At 60.7% G+C, this 20,682-nt stretch carries 18 protein-coding genes; 4 read left to right on the top strand and 14 right to left on the bottom strand.

All coding sequences use genetic code 11. The features are described from left to right. Positions 1–45: 45 nt before the first annotated feature. Positions 46–813, bottom strand: coding sequence for an ABC transporter substrate-binding protein (locus tag HBN68_RS18615; RefSeq protein WP_169965592.1), 768 nt, complete (start codon positions 811–813; stop codon positions 46–48). Between the two features lie 172 nt (positions 814–985). On the opposite strand from HBN68_RS18615, the gene HBN68_RS18610 reads away from it, so the two are divergent. From HBN68_RS18610 to HBN68_RS18595, 4 genes are all read left to right on the top strand, one after another. Further along, positions 986–1,762 (top strand): IclR family transcriptional regulator, encoded by a 777-nt coding sequence (locus HBN68_RS18610; RefSeq protein ID WP_094993396.1) that lies wholly within the window; start codon positions 986–988, stop codon positions 1,760–1,762. A 112-nt stretch (positions 1,763–1,874) separates the two neighbouring features. Beyond that, positions 1,875–2,933 (top strand): permease, encoded by a 1,059-nt coding sequence (locus HBN68_RS18605; protein WP_094993395.1) that lies wholly within the window; start codon positions 1,875–1,877, stop codon positions 2,931–2,933. A gap of 217 nt (positions 2,934–3,150) precedes the next feature. Next, on the top strand, positions 3,151–3,864 hold the full coding sequence (locus HBN68_RS18600; RefSeq protein ID WP_094993407.1) for a carbonic anhydrase: 714 nt from the start codon (positions 3,151–3,153) through the stop codon (positions 3,862–3,864). A gap of 78 nt (positions 3,865–3,942) precedes the next feature. Continuing rightward, positions 3,943–5,484: a SulP family inorganic anion transporter gene (locus HBN68_RS18595; protein ID WP_094993394.1), complete on the top strand. Its 1,542-nt coding sequence runs from the start codon at positions 3,943–3,945 to the stop codon at positions 5,482–5,484. A gap of 42 nt (positions 5,485–5,526) precedes the next feature. Here HBN68_RS18595 and HBN68_RS18590 read toward each other — a convergent pair whose 3' ends face one another. The 13 genes from HBN68_RS18590 to HBN68_RS18530 form a co-directional block, all read right to left on the bottom strand. Next, entirely contained in the window at positions 5,527–6,540 is a 1,014-nt protein-coding gene (locus HBN68_RS18590; protein ID WP_094993393.1) for an AraC family transcriptional regulator, read from the bottom strand. A 74-nt stretch (positions 6,541–6,614) separates the two neighbouring features. Continuing rightward, positions 6,615–7,652 carry a Rieske 2Fe-2S domain-containing protein gene (locus HBN68_RS18585; RefSeq protein WP_094993392.1) on the bottom strand — a complete coding sequence of 346 codons (1,038 nt, stop codon included), beginning with the start codon at positions 7,650–7,652 and terminating at the stop codon, positions 6,615–6,617. A gap of 208 nt (positions 7,653–7,860) precedes the next feature. Then, entirely contained in the window at positions 7,861–8,688 is an 828-nt protein-coding gene (locus HBN68_RS18580; protein WP_094993391.1) for an SDR family oxidoreductase, read from the bottom strand. Between the two features lie 15 nt (positions 8,689–8,703). Then, entirely contained in the window at positions 8,704–9,471 is a 768-nt protein-coding gene (locus HBN68_RS18575; RefSeq protein ID WP_169965594.1) for an SDR family oxidoreductase, read from the bottom strand. Between the two features lie 93 nt (positions 9,472–9,564). Further along, complete coding sequence (locus HBN68_RS18570) at positions 9,565–10,809, bottom strand: helix-turn-helix transcriptional regulator (RefSeq protein WP_169965596.1); 1,245 nt, start codon at positions 10,807–10,809, stop codon at positions 9,565–9,567. 167 nt (positions 10,810–10,976) lie between these two features. Beyond that, a complete protein-coding gene (locus HBN68_RS18565) occupies positions 10,977–13,403 on the bottom strand; it encodes an MMPL family transporter (RefSeq protein ID WP_169965598.1) in 2,427 nt (808 codons plus the stop codon). A gap of 10 nt (positions 13,404–13,413) precedes the next feature. Beyond that, the gene (locus HBN68_RS18560; protein ID WP_169965600.1) at positions 13,414–14,388 is read right to left on the bottom strand and encodes a YCF48-related protein; all 975 of its coding nucleotides are present in this window, start codon (positions 14,386–14,388) and stop codon (positions 13,414–13,416) included. 238 nt (positions 14,389–14,626) lie between these two features. Next, a complete protein-coding gene (locus tag HBN68_RS18555) occupies positions 14,627–15,982 on the bottom strand; it encodes an MATE family efflux transporter (RefSeq protein WP_094993386.1) in 1,356 nt (451 codons plus the stop codon). Positions 15,983–16,124: 142 nt separating this feature from the next. Beyond that, on the bottom strand, positions 16,125–17,333 hold the full coding sequence (locus HBN68_RS18550; protein WP_094993385.1) for an acetyl-CoA C-acyltransferase: 1,209 nt from the start codon (positions 17,331–17,333) through the stop codon (positions 16,125–16,127). A gap of 8 nt (positions 17,334–17,341) precedes the next feature. Continuing rightward, a complete protein-coding gene (locus HBN68_RS18545) occupies positions 17,342–17,812 on the bottom strand; it encodes a MaoC family dehydratase (protein WP_094993384.1) in 471 nt (156 codons plus the stop codon). 10 nt (positions 17,813–17,822) lie between these two features. Further along, positions 17,823–18,608, bottom strand: coding sequence for an SDR family oxidoreductase (locus HBN68_RS18540; protein ID WP_094993383.1), 786 nt, complete (start codon positions 18,606–18,608; stop codon positions 17,823–17,825). A gap of 33 nt (positions 18,609–18,641) precedes the next feature. Next, entirely contained in the window at positions 18,642–19,520 is an 879-nt protein-coding gene (locus tag HBN68_RS18535; protein ID WP_169965602.1) for an SDR family oxidoreductase, read from the bottom strand. 10 nt (positions 19,521–19,530) lie between these two features. After that, positions 19,531–20,682, bottom strand: coding sequence for an acetyl-CoA C-acetyltransferase (locus HBN68_RS18530; protein ID WP_094993381.1), 1,152 nt, complete (start codon positions 20,680–20,682; stop codon positions 19,531–19,533).

Below are 20,682 nucleotides of genomic sequence, written 5' to 3'. Positions count from 1 at the left end.
ACAACACATGAAACAGCCCGCTACGGTAAGGGGGCCGAGGAATCATCAGTTCAGTTTCCACTGCTCAATGATGCGGTCCAGCGAACCATCAGCCTTGATCGCGGCGATGCCCTTATTCACCTGCGCAAGCTTTTCGGGGTCGTTCTGGCGCATCACGATGCATACATCACCCACCACCACCGGTTGATAGGTTTGCGAGAGTTTCAACCCCCTGGTCTGCTTGGGGTTGGTTGCCATCTGGTAAGCAACGATGGGACGGTCGCCGAATGCAGCCTTGATACGGCCCAGTCGCAAGTCGCGCATCATGTCGGCTACAGAGTCGTAGCTGCGCACTTCCTTGAAACCGCCATGCTTGTTCAAGGCGTCAATAAAGACCGAGCCTACTTGGGCACCGACGATTTCCCCTTTCAGGTCAGCCATGCTGGTGTAGGTTTTAGGGTCTTTTTCCTGAAGGATCAGCCCTTCACCGTAGCTGTAAATCGGGTCGGAGTACTGCACAACCTTTTCGCGCTCAGGGGTTTTGAGCATCGCGGCCGAGATCAGGTCGATCTTGTTGGACGTCAGTGAAGGAATCAGGGCAGAAAAGACGCTTTGTTGAATATCGGTCTGGAAACCACCCGCCTTGCCGATGGCCTCAATCGCATCAACCATCATTCCGCGGGTATCTCCGCTCTTGATGTCAACGAAGGTAAACGGAATGCCTGTGGCGGTGGCCCCTACTTTGTAGGTCGGTGTAGCCAGTGCGCTGGCAGATCCCATCATGCCGGCGGCGATCGCACACACGAGTGTGAGCGCTTGAAATTTTTTCTGCATTGCGAATCTCCCTGTGGTCGCTTTTATTATCCTGATGGCGCCTTGAAACAGCCTCCGCACCCTCTGGTGTTAAAAGCCGGCTTCGACTATAAACAATTTACCTAAATCGTAAAGAGATTTATAAGTATCGGATATCGATATTTATAACGTACACAAACGCCAAGGAAGCGTCATGAGTGAACACATTAACCCCCTTTTCAATCAGTCGTTGGAGAAGGGTCTCGCGGTATTGCGCGGCTTTGGCGCAGCCCGGAGAACCATGAACCTGGCCGATATTGCTCAGGTAGCAGGCATTAGCAAAAGCTCTGCCCAGCGAATGGTGCACACGCTCGAGGAGCTGGGCTATATCCGCAAGCACCCGCAAAGCCGTCGCTTCCAGTTAACGCCCAAAGTTATGGAAATCGGCTACAACTATTTAGCCGCAGACACACTGGTTGACGTTGCAAATCCCTACTTGGCTGAACTTAATCAACTCACTGGCGAAACCGTCAACCTGACCGAGCCTGACGGCGTGTCCATGGTGTATGTCGCGCGTTTTGTGGCCCCCAAGTTCATTCCGATTCATATGCCGATTGGCAGCCGTATCCCCATGTACCTCAGTGGCGGCGGTCGGGCCTACCTGAGCGGACTGAGTGACGACGTCGTGCACGCCGTCCTGCAAGCAAGCGATATCCGCCCGTTCACGCAGCACACGCTGACGGACCCGGACGCCATTTTCGAACGCATTCAAGCAGCCCGCAGCAAGGGTTACGCCATCAACAAGGAAGAAATGTTCCTGGGGGACATGACCCTGGCCGCGCCCATCTTCGGCAGCAACGGCCTGCCTGTGGCGGCCGTGCATGTGGTAGCACCCAGCAGTCGCTGGAGCATGGAAGACGCCGAGCAAAAAATGGGCGCCGCCATCATTCAGTGCGCACGGTCGATCAGTAACTCAATCAGAACCCTGTAATCAAACGCCGCAGATCGCGCTCTACGGGCGCGGTCTGACAGACCTCACTGACAATTCAACCTCCGGATTGGCGTATGATGCGCCGCAATTTCCTCATGTCCGGTAACTGTTTATGTCCAGCGTCTCTTCAGTCAAACCTTCACGGGGCTGGTCATTCTGGTGCAAGCCCCTGCTGTTTCTGCTGATTGCAGGCATTGGCCTGTATTACGTCAAGTGGTCGCCTTACTACCTCAAAGCCTTTGTGGCGGCAGACAACCACAGCATTGGCGCCTCGATCCTCAACGACAACCAGGGTGAACCCATCGCTGCAGCGCTGGCTTACGCCCAGGTGTATTTTCTGGCGATCTGGAAAGCCGCCGTTTTGGCTGTGATTCTCGGCTCGCTGATTCAAGTACTGATCCCGCGCGACTGGTTGCTGCGCCTTTTCGGCAAGGCCGGTCTGGGCTCGACCCTGCGCGGCGGGCTGTTCGCCCTGCCGGGGATGATGTGCACCTGTTGCGCAGCCCCGGTCGCGGCTGGCATGCGCCGGCAAAACGTGTCGGTGGGCGCCGCCCTCGCCTTCTGGATTGCCAACCCGGTACTGAACCCGGCGACGCTGGTGTTCATGGGGTTTGTGCTGGGCTGGGGGTTCAGCGCGTTACGCCTGGTGGCCGGGTTGGTGCTGGTAATTGGCGTCTCAATGATTGCCCAACGCATTTCACGCCCGCAGAGCATTCCTGACGCGGCGCTGGACGCTGTTTCCGAGGCCACCCGTCAGGGCGATGAACCGCAATTCTTCGTGCGCTGGGGGCGCACGTTATGGCAATTGTTCTGGAATACCATCCCGGTGTATCTGCTGGCGGTGTTGCTGCTGGGCGCCGCCCGCGTATGGCTGTTCCCGCACGTCGATGGCGCCATGAGCGACAGCCTGCTATGGCTCGTGCCCCTGGCGATTGTCGGTACGCTGTTCGTGATCCCCACCGCCGCTGAAATACCGATTGTGCAAACCATGATGGCACTGGGCATGGGCACCGCGCCTGCTGTGGCCTTGCTGATGACCCTGCCAAGCGTGAGCCTGCCGTCACTGTTGATGCTGCGCAAGGATTTCGACACCCGGGTGCTGGTGACAGTGGCTGTCCTGACCATGCTGGTGGGCATCATCAGTGGATTAGTGGGCATGTGGTTGCTCTAAATCCGGCTTTATCCCTTTTGAACTCATGGGCGACTGCACGCCCATGAGCCTGCTTGCCCCCTTCCAATACTTGCTCATTGCCATCACGAAACCCTTGTTCCAGAGCGGTTAATTCAGTTTCAGTTAAGCTTTGAACGGTACTTTTTCACTCAAGTCGCTCACGACTTATTTCTGAAAATTTCAGAAATTTCTCTGTTACACCAAAAGAGGATGAATGATGAGTACCAAGGATAATCAGTCGCTGGCTGCAGCCCCTGCCACCCCCCAAGCAGCGCTGCAGCACATCGTCGAAGGTTTTTTACATTTTCATCACGACGTCTTTCCGCAACAGAAAGACCTGTTCAAAAAGCTCGCCACCGCCCAACGTCCCCGCGCCATGTTCATTGCCTGTGCCGATTCGCGCATCGTCCCCGAACTCATCACTCAAAGCGCTCCCGGCGATTTGTTTGTCACGCGCAACGTCGGCAATGTCGTCCCGCCCTATGGGCAAATGAACGGCGGTGTGTCCACGGCCATTGAATACGCCAATCTGGTGCTGGGTGTTCAGCACATCATCGTGTGCGGGCATTCCGACTGCGGGGCCATGCGCGGTGTACTCAACCCCGACAGCCTTGCAGCCATGCCCACCGTCAAAGCCTGGCTACGTCATGCCGAAGTGGCCAGAACCATGGTTCAGGAGAACTGCACCTGCGCCAGTGAAACCGACAGCATGCAGCGCCTGACTGAAGAAAACGTGATCGCCCAGTTGCACCACCTGCGCACGCACCCGTCCGTGGCTTCCCGCCTGGCAAATGGCCAATTATTTATCCATGGCTGGATCTACAACATCGAAACCAGCGAAATCAACGCCTACGACGCCGAACTAGCGGCTTTCAGGCCCTTGAACGACGTGCACAACATCCCTTCTGCGACGCCCAAAGCGCGCTTTTAACTGACATTGACGTTGCCATGCCGTGGCTGCCTGCAGCCAGGCCCCGTGGCGTCTTGAACCTGCTTTGGGAGCGTTTCCATGCGTGCTGAACACTTAAAAACAATCGTGCCCCGCGAACTGATGGCCTCAGTGGTGGTGTTTCTGGTCGCCCTGCCTTTGTGCATGGGCATTGCCATCGCCTCCGGCATGCCACCCGCCAAGGGGTTGATCACGGGCATCATCGGCGGGTTGGTGGTGGGCTGGCTGGCTGGCTCGCCGTTACAGGTCAGCGGCCCGGCCGCCGGGCTGGCGGTGCTGGTATTTGAAATCGTGCGCCAACACGGCATGGCCATGTTGGGGCCGATCCTGCTACTGGCGGGCCTGCTGCAATTGCTGGCCGGGCGCTTGCGTCTGGGCTGCTGGTTTCGCGTCACGGCCCCGGCCGTGGTGTACGGCATGCTGGCCGGGATCGGCGTGCTGATCGTGTTGTCCCAACTGCATGTGATGCTCGACGGCACGCCGCAGCCTTCAGGGCTGGCTAACCTCACGGGCTTCCCGCACGCGCTGCTGGCTGCCCTTCCGACGCTGGGCGGCGGGCTCGGCTGGCAAGCAGGGGCATTGGGCCTGGGCACCATCGGGGTGATGGCCTTGTGGGACAAGTGCCGACCGCAGCGCTTGCGGTTCGTCCCCGGTGCCTTGCTGGGTGTCGGCCTGACCACCGGGCTCAGCCTGCTGCTGGACCTGTCGGTCAAACGGGTCGACGTTCCCGACAACCTGGCCGATGCCATCGACTGGCTGCGCCCTGCCGATCTGCTGAATCTGGCCGACCCGGCCCTGTTGCTGGCCGCGTTCACCGTCGCCTTCATCGCCAGTGCCGAGACCTTGTTATCAGCAGCGGCGGTGGACCGCATGCACAACGGCCAGCGCTCGGATTTTGACAAAGAGCTCAGCGCTCAGGGTGTTGGCAATATGCTCTGTGGCCTGCTCGGGGCATTACCGATGACCGGGGTGATCGTGCGCAGTTCGGCCAACGTTCAGGCCGGTGCCACCACGCGGCTGTCAGCGATATTGCACGGTGCATGGCTACTGGCGTTCGTGTTGTTGCTGTCCAGCATGCTGCAACAGATTCCGGTGGCGAGCCTCGCGGGTGTACTGGTTTACACCGGGATCAAGCTGGTGGACTTTAAGGCCTTTCGCGGCCTTGCCCGGTATGGACGCATGCCGATGTTTACCTATGCCGCGACCGCGCTGGCGATCATCTTCACCGACTTGCTGACAGGGGTGCTGGTGGGCTTTGCCCTGACACTGGCCAAACTGGCCTGGAAAGCGGCGCGCCTGAAAATCAGCCTCACTCCGCTCGCGGCCGCCCATGAGCTGGAACTGCGGCTGACAGGTGCGGCGACTTTTCTCAAAGTCCCGGCGTTGACCCGCATCCTTGCGCAGGTGCCTGCCGGTTCAACCCTGCACGTGCCCTTGACCAACCTCAGCTACATCGACCATGCCTGCCTCGAACTGCTTGAGGAGTGGGCGCGGGCCAATGCGGCCAGCGGTTCAAGACTGATCATCGAACCACGCGGGTTGAAACGCCGGCTGGAAGGACGAACCCGAACCACTGCCGGTCTCGGCTCGACCGCTACCTGATCGTGCTGCACAGGCCTGCCGCGGCCACCGTGGCAGGCCTGTTCAATTGACGCCCAGAATCAGGGTGCGGTAATGCCCCGGATTGGTCCCTGACCACTTGCGAAACGCTTTGTAGAACGAGCTGGTGTCGGCAAACCCCAGGTTGGATGCGATGTCGGCAAAACTCAATTCAGGCTCGGCCAGCCAACCAATGGCCAGCTCCTTGCGCACCCCGTCCTTGAGCCCCTGATACGTCTGCCCTTCTTCGGCCAGACGTCGGCGTAACGTTGAGGCTGACATGCACAGCGTGTGCGCCAGGCCTTCGGTCTCGGGCCACTGTGCAGCGGGCAACTGCCGCAAATCCTGCTTGATCTGACTGGCCAGGCTTTGCGGGTCACGGTACTTGACCAAAATATTGGCCGGTGCCTGCGCCAGAAACCGCTGTAATTCATCTTCATTGCGCTTGATCGGCGCATCCAGGCAATCGGCCGCGAAAATCATCCGCGTACGCGGGCGCCCGAAACGCAAATTCTCGGAAAACATCACCGCGTAATCATCGCCATGGGCAGGCTGCGCACAACGCAGCTCGATGGCCAGGATCGGAATACGCCGACCGACCAGCCAGCACGCCACCCCGTGCACCATCATCCAGTATGTAAAGTAGGTGAAGGCCCGCGCCGGATCTTCAGCAGGCTCCTGCAAGACGATTTCCGCCAGGCTCTGGCGACGCACCAATGTGGCGGGCAGGCGTTCCAGCATCAGCGACAAAAAGCCCAGCACCACTTCCAGCCCCTGCACCAGCGTGGGCTGTGCCATGGCCGCACGGCACATGAACGCCAGGCTCCCGGAGCGCAGCTTGCGCGGGTCCATGCCAAAAAACTCATCATCCAGACGGTGAGCCAGCAAGCGCCACATACGCGCATAGGTATGGGCAGGCACGCGACCTTCGGCGTCCTCCAGCAGCGCGGGATCCACCCCCACCGCGTGCAACACGTCCTGCATGGTTTGCGGCGAAGCACAGCTTTGCAACAGCGCTTCGCGCACCAAGTGAATGGAGATGGTGTCTTTGTTCAACATTGGCCCTGATCCAAGCCTGATGGTGATGAGCTGTCGGCCATCTTAAGCAGCGTGGATCAAAAAGCCAGTGTTGTTCAGCGATTATCCACCGTGGTGTACTCGCGGCACTCGGCCATGCTGGCGGGGACGCTGGCCTCATCGGTGAAGAACTGCTGATACCACTCGCGCAACTGGTACACCGGGCCGTCGCCTTCGGCCAGCACCGGGTTGTTGACGCGAATCTTGTGGGTCCAGATGTCCACGTCCTGATAGAACGAGTCGCGGTTGCGCTGCACGTAATCGATGGCCAGTGCTTCGTTTTGCGCATCACTCCAGCCCGGCACTTTTTTCACCATGCAACCGAAGCGCAATTCGAAACTGTTGGGGCCGATCGGTACGTGGCAGTTGAGCAGGATGGACTTGATCTCTTGACCGTCGAACATGGCACTCATGCGGGTGAAGTGCGTGGCCGGGCCGTAGTAGGCCGATTCGGCCACCAGGTCGCCGCCCAGGCGCTCGGAATCGCCGTGGAAAATTTGCTGGGCGATGTGGCCCTGAAAGACGTTGTGAAAGTACTTGGTCGGGGTGCCATGGACCGGACCGAAATGCTGCGCATCCACCAAGTTGTCGACCAGCTCGCGCGGTTGGGTGTTGATGATCAGTTTGTCCATGTGCCAACTGTGCAGCCACTCGTCACTGTCCATTTCGGGCAAGTACGGAATGACCACGTCTTCGGCGGGCGGTTTGCCTTCGGGGTTATTCCACACGAACAGCAACTTGTTGACTTCACAGGTTTGCCAGGCGCGGGTTTTGGCTTTGGGCGGGATGCGTTTGCAATAAGGGATTTCGACACACTTGCCGCTGGCGTCGTATTGCCAGTGGTGGAACGGGCACACAACACGGTCGTTCTCAATCGTGCCCTTGGACAAATCTGCGCCCATGTGCGGGCAATGCGCGTCAAGTACGCTGATCTCGCCGGTCGAAGTTGCAAAGGCCAATAGCCGGGAGCCAAAAACATTCAAGGTATGCAGCTTGCCATCACGGTACTCATCCGCTTCGCCCAAACAATGCCAGCCCCGGCCGAAGCGCGGCGACAATGCATTTTCGACGTGGATTTCTGCGAGTTTGGTCATTTTTATTATTCCTCCGGTTAACGGCCTCGAGACGTGCCCGATGATCTTCAACCAGGGTACGGGCGGGTTCATCGTTCAGATGGACTAGGCGCCGTGGGAAATGTACCTACCCTCGGTCAGGCGGCATTGAAAGCAGGACGTACAGCCCCTGGAGCGCCCCCTCCACACCTCACCTTTGAAAGAGGGGTGGAGGGAAGCCGATAAGCGTCTACCACTGCACAATCCCGTGCTCGCGCGCAAAAGGCTGGCAATGAATGGTCTTGCGTTGATGGTCCACCGCTGCTGCATCAGTGGCCAGCCAGAGCATTACGGCCGCTGGCACCTCGGGCGGTGCAGACCCCGCACGCAGGGCGATTACGCCTTTGTCGCCAATGGTGGCGCGCAAAGCGTCGGTGGTGACCACCCCCGGATTGAGCGTAAAAGCGCGAATACCCTGCTCACCCAACTCCACCGATAAAATCCCCGAGAGCCTGGAAACCGCAGCCTTGCCCGCGCCATAGGCATACCCCCAGCCACCTTTACCGGCTGCCACCGGTGGATCGGATTCGCCCGCACCGGACGTCACGTTGATCACCACCCCGCCGCCCTGTTCCAGCATGGCGCTGACCACGGCGCGGGTGAGCAGGAACGGCGTCATGACATACCCTTGAAACACGCGTTCAAGGGTGTCAGGGGCCAGTTCCATAAACGGTGCATTCAGGTCGCTGCCCTGGTAAATGGCGTTATTGACCAGCACATCGACCCGGCCGTATTCAGCCAGTACCGCCGTGCTGGCTGCCAGCACCGACCCGCTGTCGAGCAAGTCCATGGGCACCACCAACGCCTTGCGGCCCAGTGCGCGAATCGCCTGGGCCGTGCCATTCAAACTGCCGGGCAGCGGCGTGCCGTCGGGGTTGGATAAGCCGTGGCGATGGCTTTGGCCTTCCTCCACGCTGCGAGCACTGATGGCCAGGTCAAACCCGGCACGGGCAAACGCCAGTGCGGTCTCACGGCCAATACCACGGCTGGCACCGGTCACAAATGCCACTTTATTCATGGGAATTCCTTGGGCTCAAAATCGTTGGGGACGCGCCATGGCGTCCATCCCGCCGTCGACAAATAGCACACTGCCGGTGATGAAACTGGCCTGCGGCGATTGTAAAAAGGCCACCGCTTGGGCGATTTCAGCCGGTTCTCCGGCACGCCCCAACGGCGCTACAAACTCGCGCACGGCTTTGCCAAACCGGGCGTCGTCTTTGGCGGCTTGATGCAGCGGTGTTTCCACGGCGCCCGGAGCAATCACATTCAAGCGTATGCCCTGTGCGGCCCATCGCACGGCTTTGCGGCGCGCATCGCAGGTGACAGCATATTTGGAGCTGGCATAGGCAATGTGGGGCTGCGCCAAGGTGTTGGCCAGCTCCAGCGCTTGGGCTTCATCCCCAGCAAGCATGGCCGTGACCATGGGTTGTTGATCAGCGCCAGCATGGGTCGAGGCCACTGAGCCGATCACCAGCGCGGCCGGGTGAGCACCTTTGGACAATGCATCGGCCAGTCCCTCCAGCAATTCGCTGACGCCAAAGTAATTCACCGCCAACACCAGGCTGCTGGATGACGCAGTGACCCCCAGGCCGGCGCAACACACCAGCCCGTCCAGCACCCCGCCGCACTGTTCCAGGACCTGCGCTACCGCCTGTTCCCTGCCGGCTTTGCTGGACAAATCGGCAATCACGTCAGCCTGTGCGCGGTCGATCCCGATGATGCGATGCCCCGCTGCACGCAATGCCTCACACACGGCAGCCCCGATCCCGGACGCGGAGCCGCTGACAGCTGTCACTGGCATAAAATCTTCCTCGATAAGTACAGGCCCTTGGTGGCCCGATGGACGATCAACAGACGGCGGTTTCAACCTCTGCGTCTATTGGCTTAAAAAGCGTCAGGCGGTCTGTCGTATAGAACGTGCCAGTTGCGGAGCCGGGACCACCACTTTGTCAAGCGTTCGCAAGGCGCACTTGGGCTTTCCCAACGCGACCACGCTGTTCAGCAAAATCCTCACCAGTTCGGTCTGACGCCGCACGCCGGTTTTGGAGAAGATCGAGCGCAAGTGCGCCCGGGCCGTGTTGCGCCGAATATTGAGGTTTTCCGCGGCTTCTTCCAGCGACAAGCCATTGGCCAGCTCCATCGCCAGGGCGGTTTCGGCCTTGGTCAGGTTGAACAGCTGCTTGGTCACCACTTCGCTGGCCAGCGACTTGCCCACTGCGTCGCGGATGTACACCACGGCAGCGGGCTTGCTTTTACCCTCGGCCCACTCCAGCGACGGAATCGCTTCCACGACCACCCCGAGGCTGACCTGACCCGATGGCCGGGTGACGGACATGGCGTCCGCCGTCACGCCACCGTCGCGCACTTCGGCGCTGAAGGCGTGTTTGACCAGTCGCTGCAGCTCGCGGTTGTCACTGGGGTACGTCGCTTCCAGACGCCCGCCCACCAACTTCAGGCCGTCGGCGCTGCTGAGGATTTCTTCGGCAACCGGGTTCAGGCGCAAAACTTTGCCCGTCTCATCGAGCACGATGGTGGCCACCGACAGGCGACTGATGGCCTGGGAATACAGTTCGCTGATGGACTCACTGCGGTCCAACAGGTTGTGCATGTGCAGCGCGCGGCGTAAATGCGGTAGAAACATGCTGCACAGTGCCCGTTCAGACGCTGAAAACGCCGGTGAGGTTTTGGGTCGGGTAATGCGAAAGCGCAGTTTGCCGCCATCGGGCGTGGAAATATCGGCGCCCATCACGTGGTACACGTCCTGCGGCCCGCAGTAGGCCTTGAAATACGCTGAGGCGACCCAGTCGGCCTCGCTCATGATGTCTTCGACCGTGAACACCTGATCCAGCGCCTGCCCGGTAAACGGGGTATTGGTTTGCGGGTAGGTCTGGTAGGTCAGCTCGCCCTCGCCCTCAATGTCCCCCGCCACGATCATCAGGCCGAGGTCGGGCTGGTCCGGCACCCGTAAAATCAGCGTCGCGTAGTTGGCCTTGAACATCGTCCTGACGGCACACAAGGTGCGACCCATGATTTTCGGGTCCAGCGCGCCGTCATAAAAGCTGCCGACCATGTGATCGTAATCAGTCAATTCAAGTCCCAGGCTGGCCAGGGTCTGATGGTTCAAGGTCACTGTATCCATGGACGTTTCCTCGCAATGGGCGCAGTTCAAGACCTGCCCTTTTTTATTGTTATTGTTGCCAGCCGACCGACGCCGCAGCGCCTGTCAGTTAATCCGTTACGCCGTGCAAAGCGGGCCCAGTGTGGCGTTAATCCTGAACGGATCGCAATCCCGGGCAGCCCTGTGTTTTACCGGTTTGTGATGTCCTTGGCAGCGACGCTGGGTTTAAGCGGGTAATGCCCGCACGCGCGCTCTTTGGCAGCGTTTTTGACCTTGACCAGCGGCCGTCCGAGATTGAACCAGGCCGCCAGCGCCGGCAGCAGAAAGATCGCGCCCAGCACGTTGACCAGGAACATGAACGACAGCAGCACGCCCATGTCGGCCTGGAATTTCAACGGGGCAAACGCCCAGGTGCAGACCCCGATGGACATGGTCAGCGCGGTAAATACCGCCGCAGTACCTCGCTGGCACATGGCTTCATAAAAAGCGGTGCGCAGGTCCTTGCCATCGGCCATTTCATGCTGGATGCGCTCATACAGGTAAATGCCGTAATCCACCCCGACCCCGACCCCCAATGCCATCACCGGCAACGTTGCGACTTTCAGGCCGATGCCCAGCGTGGCCATCAGCGCATTACACAGAATAGCGACAATCGCCAGCGGCACCAGAATGCACAGCACTGCGCGAAACGAGCCGAACGTCAGCCAGCAAAACAGCGCCACCGAGCCAAACAGGGCCGCCAGCATCACCACTTCGGCCTGCTTGACCGCATCGTTGGAGGCCGCCATGACCCCGACATTGCCCCCCGCCAGCAGGAACTCGACGTGTGGGCCCTGCACGCTGGCGATGATGCGCTTGGTTTCGTCGACCACGTGGCTTACCGTGGCGCCTTCGTGGTCGGTCAGAAACACCAGGATCTGCATGCGCTGGCAGCCTTCAGTCACCAGACCGTCGTCCGGCATGTAAGCGCGCGCGCCTTGGCTCAGACCGCGTTCAGAACCGGGGATCGCTGACCAGCGCGGGTTGCCTTCGTTGTTGCCGGCAATCACGTTTTTACTCATGCCGGCCACGCTCTGCACCGACTGCACACCGGGCACGCTGCGTATCTGGAAGTCAAACGACTCGACAGCGCGCATCACCTCAGGTGCCAGGCAACCTTCTTCAATGCCCTTGACCTGCACGAACACCGACATCACGTCCAGACCGATGGAGTAACTGTTGATGATCTTCTGATTGTCCTGGTTGTAGCGCGAATCCGCCCGCAGTTCCGGCGCGCCAAGGCCAATATCGCCGACCGCCAGATCCCGTGCTTTATAGGCGCCGATGCCGAGCAGCATCAAGCTCACCGCAAACACGGCCATCGCCGGGCGCGGCTCGGCCAGTGCTGAAAGGCGCCACCACAAGGCATGCCTGCCGCGGGCCTGCAAGCCTTGACGCAGGGCACTGCGCTCTAGGGTCAGGTACGACAGGATGATGGGCAGCATCAGTTTGTTGGTGATGATCATCAGCATCACCCCAATACAGGCTGTCACCCCCAGCTCATGCACGATGGGAATGTCGATCAGCATGATCACGCCGAAGCCCAAGGCATTCATCAGCAATGCCAGCGAGCCGGGGATGAAAATCTTGCAAAACGCACTGTGCGCCGCCTGAACCGAGGAGCTGCCAGCCAGTACGTCCTGTTTCCAGGCGTTGGTCATCTGCACCGCATGGGACACGCCGATGGAGAAAATCAGGAACGGCACCAGAATCGACATCGGGTCGATGCCCAGACCCAGCAGGGGCAACAGGCCCAACAGCCAGACCACCGGCAGCAAGGCCACCACCAGCGCCACCAGCGTCAGGCGCCACGAGCGCGAATACAACCACAGCAACAGCCCGGTGATAACGAAGGCAATCACGAAGAAGCCGATAACCGTGTTCAGGCCCTCGACCACATCGCCCACCAGCTTGGCGAAACCGACAATATTGATTTCAATCTCGTCGTTGCTGTATTTGCTGCGAATGTCCTCAAGGCGCTGCGCGACCTCGGCATACGACACCGACTGGCCAGTCGTGGGGTCGAGGTCCTGCAAGTCGGCCCGTACCATCGACGACTTCAGGTCATTGGCCACCAGCCTGCCGATTTGCCCGGAACGCGCCACATTACTGCGCACTTGACTCAGGTCGTCGTCCGAGCCGGTAAAGCGAGGGGGCACCACAACATCCCCGAAAAAACCGTCTTCGGTGATTTCGATGTAACGCACGTTGGCCGTGAACAGTGACGTGACACTGGCGCGGCTGACGCCATTGATGAAGAACACGTCATCCGTGACTTTATTCAGGGTTTCGAGAAAGGCGCGGTTGTAAATATCGCCCTCGCCCTTCCAGCGCACGCTGACCAAAAAGCGGTTGGCGCCGGTGAAGTACTGGCTGAAATTGAGGAAGTTGACCATGTACTCGTTGCGCACCGGGATCTGCTTGTTAAAGCCCGGGTCGAGACGGGTGTGCGTGGCGCTGTAGCCCAGTGCCAGCGTCAGCAATACAAACAGCGCCAGCAGCGCCTTGCGCCAGTGGATCAACAGGTCGGCGGTGCGCTCGACCATGCGCGTGACAGTGGATTTAGCAACGTTCATTTAGCGCCTCTCATTGAGCTCGCGCAGCAACGCTGCTGTCCGTGCCCTGGAATACTCCGCGTTCACCGCCCACCAACAGGCGGTTGGCCCCCACCAGCACGGCCGAGGTCAATGTCCCCAGCCCCGACAGGCGCGTGGCACTGACCAGTTGGCCCTGGCCATCCAGGCGCACCATGGAACTGCCTGCGCCGACGATCAGCACACCCTCACCATTGGGCAACAGCGCATGGCCGTACAGCGGCAAGCTGTTGCCCACTGCCACCTGGTGCCAGGAATGACCGAAATCCTGCGTCACAAAAACATGGCCACGCATGCCGTAGGCCACCCAGCGCTGCGGGTTCAAGCGCACCACGCCAAACAGAGAACCGTTGTAGAACGGCGGCAGGGTTTCCCAGTGCTGGCCCGCGTCGTCGGTGCGCATCACCAACCCTTGTTCGCCCACCAGCATGCGCCGGCCGTCCGGCCCGCCGTCCATGCCGTTGAGGTGAGCGCTGTCCACGCTCAAGGCGGCGGTTTGCCAGGTGCGGCCATCATCGTCGGACTGATAGAACTTGCCGAAGCTGCCAAAGGCCAACACGTGCTTGCCGCCTGCGCTCCAGATCCCCAGCAGCGGTTCGCCCAGCTCGCTGTCGTGACGCACCTCCTGCCACTGAGCGCCCCGGTCGGCGGAGCGCAGAATCCAGCCGTCATGGCCAACGGCCAATAAGCTGTCATCCGCCAACGCCACCACTGCTGTGAGGGTCAGGTCGCGCTGCGGCTGGACCGTCGCCGGCTGCCAGGACACGCCCTGATCATCGCTGAGCAAAATCGTCCCGCGCTCCCCCACCGCCACCACGCGCTGGTCGAGGTAGAGCATGCCGTTGATTTGCAGGCGATCCGGGCGCAGTGGCTCGGCGGCGACGTCCAGGGTTTTGCGGGGGGCGAAGGTAAAGCCGATGGTGGCCGCGACGATCAGGCACACCAGATAACCGATTATCGAGCGCATGGTCGAGACCTCGTCACACGAGGCAGTTGCAGGGCGAATTGCATGCGGCCAGTCCTCTTCTTTTTATAGTCGTGGGTGCTCTGGCGAACTCAGCGGCGAGGTCGCTGGAACCTGGCCCCGATCATCGGACTGGTCAGTCACAGGCACATCGTCCAAATGGCCTAGCTGTCTGGAAGGAGGGTTTGAATCAGCGCGGGTGGCCGTTACGGTCGGCAACGGCCACCCATCACGCGGCAGATCAGATCAGGCGCTGGATCTGTTTGTGACGCCACACCAGGCGGTAGTAGGCGGTTTGCAAGGCCAGCATGGTGAGGTACGTAATCGGGAAAGCCATCCACACCCCTTGCAGGCCAAACTGCGCGTCCAGCAGGTACGCGACTGGCAACTCCACGCCAAGCACGCAGAAAATCGTGATTCCCATGGGCACCAGCACGACACCGCTGGCGCGCATGATGCCGCCCACCACCGCCTGAAAGCCAAAAAACAAAATGCTCCAGAGCATGATGTGCAACAGGTGTTCTGCCCGCACCCGCGCATCGGTATCGGTAATGAACAAGCCGAGCAGCCAGTGCGACAGCGCATAGCCCACCACTACCAGAGCGCCAGTCAGCCACAGATTGATCAGCAGCCCGGTGCGCAGGATCGGCCCGATGCGCTCCAGACGGCCCGCACCAATGGCCTGTGCGCCGAGGATCGAGGCAGTAATGGCGATCGACAACGCCGGAAATTGCACATAGTTAACGATTTGCGTCACCGCACCGTAGGCGGCCGTGGCCTGCGAACCGTGACTGTTGACCAGCGCCAGAATCACCAGCTCCGACAGCGACAGCACCACCATCTGCACACCGGTCGGCAAACCGATGCGCAACACCTTGCCCAAAATGGCGCGATCAAGGCGCAGTGCGGCCCACAGCTCACGGTCCGGCGCCATCACGCTGTTTTTGTAGCGCAAGCGCAGCCCGAGGAAGAGCATCGCCAGCACGTTACCCGCCAAACCGGCGTAGGCAGCACTTTGAATGCCCATGCGCGGCAAACCGGCCCAGCCGAGAATCAGTGCTGGGGTCAACAACAGCCCCACGGCCGTGGACACCATCAGCGCCAACAGCGGCGACACGGTGTCGCTGACACCGCGCAACAATTGGGTAAACAGGATAAACACCAGCAGCAGCGGCATGATCAACATCATGATGCGCGCATAGGCCACGGCATCGTCCAGCACATCGAGCGGCGTGCCCAAGCCTAGCAACGCGGGCCGCGCAAACAGACTGCCCACCACCGCCGCAAGCAAACCGATCACTAATCCCAGGGTCAGCGTGGCGCCGGTGATTTTCTTCACCATCGTCGTCTCGCTCGCGCCCCAGGCCTGCCCGATCAACACCGATGCCCCGGCGCCCAAGCCAATCACCAGGGCAATAAAGAAAAACACAATCGGAAACATGCCCGACACAGCCGCCAGCGCCTGAGTGCCCAGCATCTGCCCGATATAGATGCCATTGAGCGTGCCGGAGAAGCTTTGCAGGAAGTTAGACAGCACCATCGGTGCCAGAAAAATCAGGTAGATCTGCCACAGCGGCCGTTGTGACGGGGATCGCATAACCGGTTGACCTCAAAATAAAGCAATGAGGGGTTATACCGTAAATGGCGTGCTAATGGCGGGTTGTAGGCCATCTCGGCGGGCGCGGGCTGAGCGCCGGGCGGATGATCCTGACACCGCCCGGCCCGCACGTGAGGCTGTTTCAGGTGAGTTCAAACAACCCCGCCGCGCCCATCCCGCCGCCAATGCACATGGCCACTACGGCAAACCGGGCGCCGCGACGACGGCCTTCGAGTAAGGCATGCCCCACCATGCGAGCCCCCGACATGCCAAATGGATGCCCGATGGAAATAGCACCACCGTTGACGTTCAGGCGCTCGTTGGGAATGTGCAGAACGTCCCGGCAATGCACCACCTGACAGGCAAACGCCTCGTTGATTTCCCACAGGTCGATGTCCGAAACCGTCAGCCCGAAGCGCTTGAGCAGTTTGGGAATGGCGTACACCGGGCCGATGCCCATTTCTTCGGGCGCGCAGCCGCTCACGGCCATCCCGCGATACACGCCCAATGCTTCAATCCCGCGTTGCCGGGCTTCAGCGCGGCTCATCAAAAGAACTGCCGAGGCACCGTCAGAAAATTGCGACGCATTGCCCGCGGTGATGAACGCTCCTTGTTGCACCCAGTTACCGTCTTTCCATACCGGTTTGAGCGCGGCCAAATCGGCCAGCGTGGTGGACGGGCGATTGCATTCGTCGCGGTCCGCCACTACGTCCTGGTGACCAGCAGGCTTGCCTTCTTTATCAAACAGCAGCTTGCGCGCCGCCAGCGGCACGATTTCATCGGCAAACAGTCCTGCGGCCTGGGCTGCAGCCGTGCGTTGCTGGCTTTGCAGCGAATAGGCATCCTGCACCTCGCGGCTGATGCCGTAACGCGTGGATACAATCTCGGCGGTTTCCAGCATCGGAATATACGCCGTCGGCATGCACTCAAGCACTGCTTCGGACTGCGCCCGGTAGGTGTTTTTGTATTTGTTTTGCGTCAACGACAGCGACTCGACGCCCCCGGCCACGGCAATCGAAAGGTCGCCCGCCAGGATGCCGTTGGCCGCCAGGCCGATGCTCATCAACCCCGACGCGCACATGCGATCAATCGCCATGCCAGGCACCGTGTCGGGCAAGCCGCCGGTGTAGGCACACAAACGCCCGATGTTGTAGCCCTGGGTGCCCTGCTGCGCCGCCGCACCCATGATCACGTCCCCGACAGCGCCCGGTTCAATCCCCGCACGCTCGACCACGGCGCGTACCACATGGCCGCCGAGCACGGGCGCCTCGGTGTCATTGAATGAACCACGAAACGACTTGGTCAACGCCGTACGGGCAGTGGAAACGATCACGACATCATTGGCATTCATGCACAGGCTCACTGTTCAAGAGGGTTGAAGGTGTAACGGCTGATGGTGTCCACCACACAACCGGGGCGATCGCTGCCCTCGATTTCGACACTGATGCGCACCACCGCTTGCAGTGTGTCGCCCAGTGTTTCAACACGCAGGATTTCTCCGTGGCCGCGCACCCGCGAGCCAACCTTGACGGGGGCCGGGAAGCGCAAGCGGTCGCTGCCGTAATTCACGCCCATGGCCAGGTTGGCGAACTGCATGAGCTGGGGCATAAACAGGTTGGCCAGCGCCAGGGTCAAGTAACCGTGGGCGATACAGGCCCCGAACGGTCCCGTTGCAGCGCGTTCGGGATCGACGTGAATCCATTGATGATCGCCGGTGGCTTCGGCAAACAGGTTGATGCGCTCCTGGGTCAGTAGCAGCCAGTCAGTGCGGCCCAAATCCTGCCCCTGTGCCGCCAGCAACTGCTGCGCACTGTTAAACAGCGTACTCATGCGCGGCTCCTCAGGCTTGTTGCGAACTGACCGGCAACACTTCACCGACCATGTACGAGGCGTAATCACTGGCCAGAAACACCATGACATTGGCCACTTCCCACACTTCGGCGGCACGGCCAAAGGCTTCGCGACTGGCCAGTTGTTCCAGCAGGTCATTGCTGGAGGCCTTCTTTAGAAAATCATGCAAGGCAATCGACGGCGCCACGGCGTTGATACGCACCCCGCTTTCGGCCGCTTCCAGGGCGCTGCAACGGGTCAGGGCCATGACCCCGGCCTTCGCAGCGGCGTAATGCGCCTGTTCTTTCTGCGCCCGCCAGCCCAGTACTGAAGCGTTGTTGACAATGGCCCCGGCGCCGCGTTTTTCCATGTACGGCAACATGGCGCGGGTCATGCGCATGGTGCCGGTCAAGGTGATATCCAGCACCGATGACCACTGTTGGTCGGTCATGTCCGTCAGGCGCACCTGCCCCCCGAGCCCGGCGTTGTTTATCAGCACATCGACACCACCCAGCGCGTCTTCGGCAGCGGCGACCAGTGCTTGCACCTCGGCTTCTACCGTGACGTTGCACAGTTGCCCGAACACCGCCTGCAACCCGGTTTCGGCCTTAAGGCGTTCAACGGCTTCTTCGAGGCGACGCGGATGAATGTCGGAAATCATCAACGCGCGACAACCTTCTTCAGCGCAACGCTTGGCGGCGGCATAGCCGATCCCTGCGCCTGCGGCGGCAGTAATCAGAATGGACTTGCCGGCCAGCAGTTGGTGGCCGGGAACATAGGGAGGCGCCTGTTTCATGGTTGTGACTCTCTTGTGTAAGGTTTCAACATTTCAGCTTCCCCACACCCGTTGCGGCCTGGGCGCTTCGGCAAGGATCTGATCCAGCGCTTGCCCGACCTCTTCTGGCCGCCATTGCGCCCCTTTGTCCCGGGTCACCCCGGTACGCCAACCGTCGCCCAACGACAAGCGCCCGCCCTGACTCTCAATGACCTGCCCGGTGACGTGACCCGACAGCGCGCTGCCCAACCACACCACCAACGGCGCCACGTTTTCCGGCGCCCAGGCATCGAAGCCGCCGTCCTGGGGCTTTTTCACCACGTCCGGCATCGCACTTTCAGTCATGGACGTGCGTGCTGCCGGCGCCAACGCGTTGGCCGTCACACCGTAGCGCGCCAGTTCCGCGGCCTGCACCAGCGTCAACGCGGCAATCCCGCCCTTGGCTGCGCTGTAATTGGATTGCCCCACCGAGCCCTGTAAACCGGCACCCGAGCTGGTGTTAATGATGCGTGCGGCCACCGGCTGACCGGCCTTGGCCTGATCCCGCCAGCGCTTGCCCAGAATATTGGCGAGGCAAAAGTGCCCCTTCAAATGGACCCGCATCACCGCGTCCCACTCCTCTTCACTGAGGCTGATAAACATGCGGTCGCGCAGGATGCCAGCGTTATTGACCAACACATGGACATCGCCAAACGCTGCCAACGCGGCATCGACAATGCGCTGCGCAGTCGCCACCGTGGTGATGTCGTCAGCGTTGGCGATGGCCTGGCCGCCGCCCTCACGGATTTCTCCCGCCACCTGCTCGGCGGCTTCCTGACGAATGTCGTTGACCACCACATTCGCGCCTTCTTGCGCGAACGCCAGCGCATAAGCGCGCCCCAAGCCACCGCCCGCCCCCGTGATAATCACGGTACGTCCTTCACAAATCGCCATCTCTCTGCTCCTAAAGACGCTCAATAATCGTCACGTTGGCCTGTCCGCCGCCTTCGCACATGGTTTGCAAGCCATAACGGCCGCCCGTGCATTCCAGTTGATGGAGCAAGCTGGTCATCAGCCGCGCACCGCTGGCACCCAACGGGTGACCGAGGGCAATGGCACCGCCATTGGCATTGGTGCGTGCAGGGTCGTAATCGAGTTCGCGGGCCCACGCCATCACCACCGAGGCGAAGGCTTCGTTGATTTCCACCGCGTCGATCTCATCCATGCGCATGCCCGCTTTTTTCAACGCAGCGCGGGTGGCGGCAATCGGCGCAGTCAGGTGCCAGATCGGGTCATCGCCCATCACTGATAAATGATGAATACGCGCGCGCGGGGTGAGGTTGTAGCGTTTTAGCGCGGCTTCGGAGACCACCAACAGGGCGGCCGACGCATCACAGGTCTGACTGGAAACCGCAGCGGTAATGGAAGGAAACTCCGCAGCCACCGGTTCGAGCTCGGCCATTTTGGCCAGGCTGGTGTGACGGGGCGTTTCGTCGTCCACTAACCCTTCACAGGGCACGATTTGCGCTGCAAAACGGCCGCCGGCAATTGCCTCCAGCGCCCGACGATGACTTTCCAGCGCATAGGCTTCCATGTCCTGGCGGCTGATCTGCCAGTGATCGGCAATGCGCTGCGCAGCGTAAAACTGGTTCACGGGCTGATTGCCAAAACGCGCCTGCCAGCCCTTGCTGCCGGAAAACGGGTCGCTAAACCCCAGCGGCTGACCCGCCAGCATCGCGGAGGAGATCGGAATCTGGGTCATGGTTTGCACGCCGCCGACGGCAATCACGTCCTGCGTGCCGCTCATGACCGCCTGCGCCGCAAAGTGCAGGGCCTGTTGCGATGAACCGCATTGCCGGTCAATGGTGGTGCCCGGCACATTCAACGGCAGACCCGCCGCCAGCCAACTGGTGCGGGCAATGTCACCGGCTTGCGAGCCGATGGTGTCGACGCAGCCGAAGATCACATCATCGTATTCGTCGGCGGGTATCGCGTTGCGCGCTACCAGCGCCTTGAGTACATGGGCGCCGAGGTCGATGGCATGCACATGGGCCAGCGCGCCTTTGCGCTTGCCGGTCGGGCTGCGCAGCGCGTCAACAAGGTAGGCTTGGGGCAT

It is taken from the genome of Pseudomonas sp. WS 5078, from assembly GCF_012985745.1.
GTDB classification, from domain to species: Bacteria; Pseudomonadota; Gammaproteobacteria; order Pseudomonadales; family Pseudomonadaceae; genus Aquipseudomonas; species Aquipseudomonas lundensis_A.
Note: the sequence above shows the minus strand (reverse complement) of the source record. Positions and strands in the feature narration are given on the sequence as shown.

Coding starts and splice junctions, on each gene's coding strand:
- HBN68_RS18615 (WP_169965592.1), bottom strand. CDS start 813: ATGCAGAAAAAATTTCAAGCGCTCACACTCGTGTGTGCGATCGCCGCC.
- HBN68_RS18610 (WP_094993396.1), top strand. CDS start 986: ATGAGTGAACACATTAACCCCCTTTTCAATCAGTCGTTGGAGAAGGGT.
- HBN68_RS18605 (WP_094993395.1), top strand. CDS start 1,875: ATGTCCAGCGTCTCTTCAGTCAAACCTTCACGGGGCTGGTCATTCTGG.
- HBN68_RS18600 (WP_094993407.1), top strand. CDS start 3,151: ATGAGTACCAAGGATAATCAGTCGCTGGCTGCAGCCCCTGCCACCCCC.
- HBN68_RS18595 (WP_094993394.1), top strand. CDS start 3,943: ATGCGTGCTGAACACTTAAAAACAATCGTGCCCCGCGAACTGATGGCC.
- HBN68_RS18590 (WP_094993393.1), bottom strand. CDS start 6,540: ATGTTGAACAAAGACACCATCTCCATTCACTTGGTGCGCGAAGCGCTG.
- HBN68_RS18585 (WP_094993392.1), bottom strand. CDS start 7,652: ATGACCAAACTCGCAGAAATCCACGTCGAAAATGCATTGTCGCCGCGC.
- HBN68_RS18580 (WP_094993391.1), bottom strand. CDS start 8,688: ATGAATAAAGTGGCATTTGTGACCGGTGCCAGCCGTGGTATTGGCCGT.
- HBN68_RS18575 (WP_169965594.1), bottom strand. CDS start 9,471: ATGCCAGTGACAGCTGTCAGCGGCTCCGCGTCCGGGATCGGGGCTGCC.
- HBN68_RS18570 (WP_169965596.1), bottom strand. CDS start 10,809: ATGGATACAGTGACCTTGAACCATCAGACCCTGGCCAGCCTGGGACTT.
- HBN68_RS18565 (WP_169965598.1), bottom strand. CDS start 13,403: ATGAACGTTGCTAAATCCACTGTCACGCGCATGGTCGAGCGCACCGCC.
- HBN68_RS18560 (WP_169965600.1), bottom strand. CDS start 14,388: ATGCGCTCGATAATCGGTTATCTGGTGTGCCTGATCGTCGCGGCCACC.
- HBN68_RS18555 (WP_094993386.1), bottom strand. CDS start 15,982: ATGCGATCCCCGTCACAACGGCCGCTGTGGCAGATCTACCTGATTTTT.
- HBN68_RS18550 (WP_094993385.1), bottom strand. CDS start 17,333: ATGAATGCCAATGATGTCGTGATCGTTTCCACTGCCCGTACGGCGTTG.
- HBN68_RS18545 (WP_094993384.1), bottom strand. CDS start 17,812: ATGAGTACGCTGTTTAACAGTGCGCAGCAGTTGCTGGCGGCACAGGGG.
- HBN68_RS18540 (WP_094993383.1), bottom strand. CDS start 18,608: ATGAAACAGGCGCCTCCCTATGTTCCCGGCCACCAACTGCTGGCCGGC.
- HBN68_RS18535 (WP_169965602.1), bottom strand. CDS start 19,520: ATGGCGATTTGTGAAGGACGTACCGTGATTATCACGGGGGCGGGCGGT.
- HBN68_RS18530 (WP_094993381.1), bottom strand. CDS start 20,682: ATGCCCCAAGCCTACCTTGTTGACGCGCTGCGCAGCCCGACCGGCAAG.